Genomic DNA, 1,792 nt, shown 5'->3' with positions numbered 1-1,792 from the left:
ACACGGAAGGATCGCCCATAGAGAGGATGTCCCGGATCCAGAACCTGGACAACCTCAACCAATGATTCATCAGACTCACCAAAGGGGATATTCCTGTAGGCCTTCGCTCGACGGGATCGATTGGCGCAACCCGCGTCACACGTTCCGCCCTGAGCGCGCGGGCTGAGTTTTTCTTTGAGTTTGCGCCATTTTCCGCGAGTCAGCGGAGGCGTTTTATGATTCACTCCAGGGCATGGTAGCCACCGCCCAGGATGCTGTTCCGGACGATATCGGCGCGCTGAGAGCAGCACTGGCCGCGGCGCTGGCCAGAGCTGAAGACGAGGCCGCGCGCACTGCGCTGGTCGAGGCCGAACTGGCGGTCGCCAGGGCCAAGGCATCGGATGATGCGGCGCTGATAGCACATCAGGATCTGACGATCCGGAAGCTGCAGCGGGCGCTGTATGGTCAAAGTTCTGAACGCTCCGGCCGCCTGCGCGACCAGATGGAGCTCACCTTCGAGGAACTCGAGAGCACGGCGACGGAAGACGAGATCGCCGCCGAACAGGCCGCGGCCCGGACCACCGAGGTGGCGCCTTATGTGCGCAGACGACCGGCGCGCCAGCCATTCCCCGAGCATCTGCCACGCGAGCGCGTGGTCGAGCCGGCGCCGGCCGCTTGCCACTGCTGCGGCGGTCATCGGCTGCGCAAGCTGGGTGAGGATATCACCGAGACGCTGGAGGTGGTGCCGCGGCAATGGAAGGTGATCCAACACGTGCGGGAGAAGTTCACCTGCCGCGACTGCGAGGCGATCAGCCAGGCTCCGGCGCCGTTCCACGCCACCCCACGCGGCTGGGCCGGTCCCGGCCTGCTGGCGATGATCCTGTTCGAGAAGTTCGGCCAGCATCAGCCGCTCAACCGCCAGGCTGAACGCTACGCCCGCGAAGGCGTGCCGCTCAGCCTGTCGACGCTCGCCGACCAGGTCGGTGCCGGCGCCGCGGCGCTGATGCCGCTGTTCAAGCGGCTCGAAGCCCATGTGCTGGCCGCTTCACGTCTGCACGGCGACGACACGACGGTGCCGGTCCTGGCCAAGGGCAAGACCGATACCGGCCGATTATGGACCTATGTGCGCGATGACCGACCGTTCGGCGGCGCCGATCCGCCGGCGGCGGTGTTCTATTATTCCCGCGATCGTCGAGGGGAACATCCCGAGGCGCATCTCGCCGGCTGGAGCGGCATTCTGCAGGCCGATGCCTTTGGCGGTTATGGCGATCTCTATGCGACGGGTCGTCAGCCGGCGCCTGTTCTGGAAGCCAGCTGCTGGGCCCACAGCCGGCGCAAAGTGTTCGAGCTGGCCGATATCGAAGCGGCGGCGCGCAAAAAGGCGCGCGGCGACAAACCCAACCTGGTCTATCCGCTCGCGGTTGAAGCCGTGAAGCGCATCGATGCCCTGTTCGATATCGAGCGCGAGATCAACGGCCTGTCGCCGGCCCAACGCCACGCCGTGCGCCAGGAGCGGAGCATGCCCCTGGTCACCGAGCTCGAACGCTGGATGATCGAGACGCGCGACAAGCTCTCGCGCGGACACGATCTGAGCAAGGCCTTCAACTACATGCTGCGCCGATGGTCGTCTTTCACCCGGTTCCTCGACGATGGGCGCATTTGCCTGTCGAACAATGCGGCCGAGCGAGCCCTGCGCGGCATCGCGATGCGTGAGTCATTATGCACTCCCTCGTCAAGTATCTGTAAACATTGGAAGCGTGTCCACGTCGGCAACGCGACACGGGCGACCTTTTCGGGCCACCGCCGTTTTGAT

The 1,792-nt window shown here is 65.0% G+C and carries 1 protein-coding gene; it reads left to right on the top strand.

Annotation, left to right across the window (positions count from 1 at the left end; translation table 11 throughout):
- Positions 1-232: 232 nt before the first annotated feature.
- The coding region (tnpC, locus tag ACWGS8_RS35100) for an IS66 family transposase (protein ID WP_454585197.1) at positions 233-1,792 on the top strand (1,560 nt) is incomplete at its 3' end.

It is taken from the genome of Mesorhizobium sp. 43Arga (assembly GCF_053714255.1).
This window is presented reverse-complemented; position numbering and strand designations above follow the sequence as displayed.